At 62.6% G+C, this 4,774-nt stretch carries 9 protein-coding genes; all 9 read right to left on the bottom strand.

Features of this window, described 5'->3' with window-relative positions:
- Nucleotides 1–318: 318 nt before the first annotated feature.
- Nucleotides 319–798, bottom strand: coding sequence for a phage tail assembly chaperone (locus GYA94_RS26230; RefSeq protein WP_161893411.1), 480 nt, complete (start codon nt 796–798; stop codon nt 319–321).
- Nucleotides 795–1,199: a hypothetical protein gene (locus GYA94_RS26225; protein ID WP_054913858.1), complete on the bottom strand. Its 405-nt coding sequence runs from the start codon at nt 1,197–1,199 to the stop codon at nt 795–797. The genes GYA94_RS26230 and GYA94_RS26225 overlap by 4 nt, the downstream gene beginning before the upstream one ends.
- Nucleotides 1,200–1,212: 13 nt before the next feature.
- Nucleotides 1,213–2,340 carry a DUF3383 family protein gene (locus GYA94_RS26220; RefSeq protein WP_161893410.1) on the bottom strand — a complete coding sequence of 376 codons (1,128 nt, stop codon included), beginning with the start codon at nt 2,338–2,340 and terminating at the stop codon, nt 1,213–1,215.
- Nucleotides 2,324–2,881 (bottom strand): phage neck terminator protein, encoded by a 558-nt coding sequence (locus GYA94_RS26215; protein WP_161893409.1) that lies wholly within the window; start codon nt 2,879–2,881, stop codon nt 2,324–2,326. The genes GYA94_RS26220 and GYA94_RS26215 overlap by 17 nt, the downstream gene beginning before the upstream one ends.
- Nucleotides 2,874–3,293 (bottom strand): hypothetical protein, encoded by a 420-nt coding sequence (locus GYA94_RS26210; RefSeq protein WP_161893408.1) that lies wholly within the window; start codon nt 3,291–3,293, stop codon nt 2,874–2,876. Before GYA94_RS26210 ends, GYA94_RS26215 begins: the two co-directional genes overlap by 8 nt.
- On the bottom strand, nt 3,293–3,790 hold the full coding sequence (locus GYA94_RS26205; RefSeq protein WP_161893407.1) for a hypothetical protein: 498 nt from the start codon (nt 3,788–3,790) through the stop codon (nt 3,293–3,295). The genes GYA94_RS26210 and GYA94_RS26205 overlap by 1 nt, the downstream gene beginning before the upstream one ends.
- Nucleotides 3,787–4,224, bottom strand: coding sequence for a DUF4054 domain-containing protein (locus tag GYA94_RS26200; protein ID WP_161893406.1), 438 nt, complete (start codon nt 4,222–4,224; stop codon nt 3,787–3,789). Before GYA94_RS26200 ends, GYA94_RS26205 begins: the two co-directional genes overlap by 4 nt.
- A gap of 6 nt (nt 4,225–4,230) precedes the next feature.
- Complete coding sequence (locus GYA94_RS26195; protein WP_161893405.1) at nt 4,231–4,416, bottom strand: hypothetical protein; 186 nt, start codon at nt 4,414–4,416, stop codon at nt 4,231–4,233.
- Between the two features lie 45 nt (nt 4,417–4,461).
- On the bottom strand, nt 4,462–4,774 hold a 313-nt coding region (locus GYA94_RS26190; protein WP_218031614.1), incomplete at its 5' end, for a coiled-coil domain-containing protein.

The following is a 4,774-nucleotide window of genomic DNA, read 5'->3' as shown; positions in this document are numbered from 1 at the left end:
GCGTTCTTGAAGTCGCCCACCACCTTGTCGATGGCCAGCTTGCTCGCCAGCACGGCGCCGAACTGCAGGGCCGACCTGGTGAGGCCGCCAAACGCCGCATCGGCCTTCTGGAATGACTTCTCGTCGACCTTGATGCCCAGGGCGATCAGGAAGCTCTCAAGTACTTTCACGGGTTCGCTCTCCGGATCTCGTCGTGCAGCTGCCGCACGTAGAGCATTTCATCCATCGCCAGGTTGGCGCGCTTGACCCAGCCCAGCGAGTAGGTGCCGTCAGTGAGGTCTTTGTAGGTGCAGAGCGGAGGACAAACCCCGGGAATCCCTACGCAGGGTCGCCAGAGGTCCCAGTCGATGGCTGGGTTGAGGCGCTCTCCTGACTCGCCCCTTGCTCCGCGGCTGAACCGGTAGAGCTCTGGAAGAGGGTCAGGAGTCCGGTAAAATCCTCGAACACGTTCCCGAGGGCCAGAACCACAAGGGTGAAGTAGGTCTTCAGGCGGCCGGAGAACTGTTCCATGCCGACCACCTGACCATCCTTGTGCAGCTTGCCGAGCATCGTGTCGCAGATGAAGTTGAAGTCATCCTCTGGGATGCGCGACAGCATGACTCCAACGATCTGGCCGGCGATGGCCACCGAAGAGGCGGCCCCAAGCTCAGCCTGGGCCAGGCCGCGAATCAGCGGCTCGACCCCGTATTTGCCCAGCCGGAACAGCACGGCGCGCTGTTTTTCGGCGCTGGGCATGCCGAAGGTGTAGGTCACACCTTCATGCTCGATACTGCGAACGAAGTCCTGAGCCTGGTTCATGCAATTTTCGCCTTGTTGAATTCCATAACGAAGGTGGCGTCGTTGAGGCCCGGGCCGCCGCGCGCCATCGACTTGCCGCGAGTGATTACGCCTTCGGAGAAGACGGCACCCTCCAAGCCGGCAATCGAGGCGTAGGAGCCAGACACCTCGGACTTGGCGTTGACCTGGGCCTGCAATGCCAGAGCCTGAGGGCTGCCGGGCATCAGGTTGACGGTCAGGCGCAACCCTGGGTTCTTGCGGTGGAAGCGGACACCGTTTCCGCCCAGGCCGCGACTCAGGATCGCCTGGTCATCGATTGGCTCAACAGTGAATGGGGGGTCGGTGCGCCCCCAGTCGTCCAGCACGCCAACGCCGGTGATCACCACGATGGTGTTTTCTACAGAAAGGTCACTAAGTGCCATGCTCTGGCTCTCCTTATTCCACGTCGACCGTGATGTCTACGGCGTGAATCGCGCCGGCGCGGAAGACCCGCATTAGGATGGGTGCCGAGAAGCGCTCGGCGCGCTCCGCGTCAGTCAGCCCGAGGATGTCATCAGCCTTGCTGAGGATCTCGTAGCCATCGCTGAGCACTTCGTCACCTGTTTCGCCATCGGTGTAGGTGCGCGCGCCGAGGTAGCCGTTGTCGATGTAGCGCTGTCCAACTTGAGCGGCAGCGTTGATCAGGACCTGCTGACCATCCGGCGTCTGCCCGAGCTTCTTGGCATTGGCCAGGGCGTTGTACACGTTGACGGTCAGCGTGTTGACGAAACCGTCTAGGTTGAACACGTCGTCGATGAACTCGCCGTAGCTGGAGGTCGACTTGGAGTTGATCACCCGGCCGGCGTCAACCTGGCCCCCGGTCTCGACCACGGTGTAGAACGGGGCGCCTTTCTGCTTCATCGCGCTGTAAGCGGTGATGGTCAGGTCTTCCGCAGTGATTCCTGGCAGCTTCTTGAACTCGCCGGTGATGGTCGAGTTGGCCGCGTTGAAGTTGACGCGGCTGAACACGGCGCCCAGCTCGAAGCCGGCGTAGGGGGCGGTTGCGTGGCTGAGCAGGAATGCCCGGCGCGAGCCCTGCAGCTTGGCCTTGCTGACGATGTCAGTGGAAAGGCTCGGATCGCGCACGGCTGCCTGGTTGGTGGTGCCGGCGTAGAACTTGCCAGCAGCATCCCCGGCGACGATCAGGGCCAGCACGTCGGCGTCGTTGGCCCGGATGGTGGTCTCGAACTCGTACCAGTAGAACCAGATGCGCTTATTGATCGCATCATTCATCGACTCGACCGGGCTGTGATCCTCCTGTCGCAGGTAGATGCGCAGGGACTTTGGCTTGGGCACGGCAGAGAACCAGGCCAGGGCCGCCAGATAAACATCGGACGCGATGTTGAAGTCTGCCGCCACCGCCGCAGCGCCTCCGTAGTCCCGGTAGCTGCCCTCGGCAAACGTCGTGTCGGTGGACGAGTCGAAGTCGGCGAAGACCATGCCAGCGCCAAAGTTGGCAGTGCCCAGACCGGCCGCACGGATGTTCGTGACAATGTTGATGATGTTCTCAGCCGGATAAGGCATTTACTTCCCCTTGCGCGATGGCGCCAGATTGTTCGGTTTGAACCTCGAAGCCGACGCGGTAGATCCGATTGATTCGGTCTTCAGCCACGGATTCGCCGTAGAGGTACAGGGTGACCTGGGAGCGCTCTTCCATTGCCGCTTGGTAGAGGCCAGTCAGGTTGTTGATCGGTGATATGCGGGACCAGCCCAACTTGGCGCGGCGCAGGATGCTCTTGATCGGCTCGCGCTTGTTCGCCTCGCACAGGGTCATGGCCATGCCCATGGCGCCGGCACGGTAGATGTTGATGCTGAACCCGATGGTGAACTGGGTGGCCACCCGCTCGATGATGTCCTCAAAGCGGGGGTCATCAGTGGCTGGCACGTTGCGTTGCGTCTTGAAAGCCTGGCCGAACTGGGCCGGGCTGTCGATTCGCACGGCGGCGTAGGTTCCGCTGGGGGCAGATGTGCCAGGGTCACCGACGATCACCTTGTTGGCCGGCAGGCCAGTGGCCGCAACCACCACCTGGCACACGACCTTCGTGAGGGCGATGGTGTCAACCATTGGCGTACCCCTGCAGCTTCTCGATTTCGGCCGGGTCAAGCTTGGCGATCACCGCCCGGCAGAAGTTGTGCCAGGGCCGGTAGTCGGTGGCCATGGCCTTCCACCAGGTGGCTGGCTGGCCTGGCGTCTCGGCGAATACCAGGATGTCGGCCAGATTTCCGGGGGTGGAAACCTCGATCCCCTTGCCGTCGTTTCGGTGGATTACCCGGATGTCGTTGATCCGCTCGGCGCCGATCTGGAGAAACTCAATCTCCTTGTCGCTGGCCGGCTGGACGTTGGCGTCGAACGTGTCGAGCAACGTCATGACCAGCTTCGGTTCGAAGTCGATGATCTCGCTGCTGAACCGCATCCGCTGCACGCCGCGGTGCGACACGAATGGGCCGCTGACGTGGCCGCGCATGTTCAGGCCCATCAGATGCCCTCCTCAAGAGGATCGTTGCTGTCGTCGATGACGTAGCGGATCGACTGCCGAAGGGCTCCGGTGTCGATCAGGGGGTTGTCTGACCCTTTCTTGTCGATGGTCGACTGGGCGTTGGGCGGCGTGCGCAGATCGGTGATGTATTGCTTGACGTGGCCCTCGGCCAAGTTGCCCATCTGCTCCAGCAGGGTGCGCATCTCCATCTGACCGGAGAGCACGCGCGGCAGCATGACTTCGGCCAGGCGCCGGTACACAGGCGCTCCATCCTCAATGGCAGGCTGCAGAAAAGGACGCGCCGGGATACGCCCATCGGCAGAGCCGAAGTTGTTGACCGCGGCGACCGTGGCCAGCGTCAGGCCATCTTCATAGGAGCCTGCCCCCTCTGGCACCCCAACCAACACACGCTGTTCGCGCTCCAGGCGCTTGGCAAGGTCACGCATCGCCTGCTCAACCTGCTGTCGCCCGATCAGGGTTACGGTTGGCCGGATCATACGCAGATAGCTCCCATGCCGGCCCGCTGCCGCAGGTGCAGGTACTCAAGGCCGTATGGCGTTAGCGCCAGGGCCGCCTCCCAGGCCGTAAGCGATGCATTCGCGCCCGGGACGGCGTAGGACACCGACTCGTCGCGCACGCTCTTGCTGGATACGGCGTATGGCGTCGTGGCGCTGCCATCGGCGCCGGTCGCGGCAGTGGTCGCCGCATTCCAGGTGAGGTAGTGGGCCGCCAGGGCAAACCAGCCGCGCTGCAGGAACGAATAGGGCTTGTACAGGCCCCAGTTACCGCAGGTGCCGAATTCGCCCTTGGCGATGTTCAGCGCCTTGGTGATCTTGGCGTCCGACCACTTGGCCGGGTCGGCGAACTCTTCGTAGAACTCGCGGAATTCAGCGACCATCTCGGCCGTTACTGGGATGTTCAGTTCGGCCATGGCGGGTCATTCCTCGGTGGGCGGCTCGGGCTCGGGCGATGGGCCAACCTTGATCCAGCCGGCCCGGTAGTAGTTCGTCGACTTCAGGCGCTCAGCCTCTCGGTCGTCGAAGTGCTCGATCGCTTCGCCAGGGGCCAGCGACAGGTCGGCAAGGTCGATGCGATGCGAGCTGATATTCGTGATGGAAGCCATCGGGGTCTCCAGTCATAGGCCCCAATGAGGGGCCGTGACACTGGGTTACTTCTTGCCGGCCAGCTTGGCCTGGGCTTCTTTCAGCTCGGTTTCCAGCTTGCTGGAGCGGGCCTGTTCCTGGATCAGCTTGTCCTGCAGGTCTTTCACCTGCTGAGGACCATCCTTGATCTTGGAGGCGAGATCCTTCAGCTGCTCCTGGTAGGCGAAGACATCCTTTTTCAGCTGCTCGTTCTCGTCGATCAGTGCCTGACGATCGGCATCGGCATCAGCTGGCTGCTCCGGGGCGCCGGCCACAAGCAGGCCGTGCTGCTCCCAGAACGAGCCCTTGGCCAGCTCGAACTGATCCTCGGTGGTCTGC

Origin of the sequence: Pseudomonas juntendi (genome assembly GCF_009932375.1) — a bacterium.
Taxonomy (GTDB): domain Bacteria; phylum Pseudomonadota; class Gammaproteobacteria; order Pseudomonadales; family Pseudomonadaceae; genus Aquipseudomonas; species Aquipseudomonas juntendi.
This window is presented reverse-complemented; position numbering and strand designations above follow the sequence as displayed.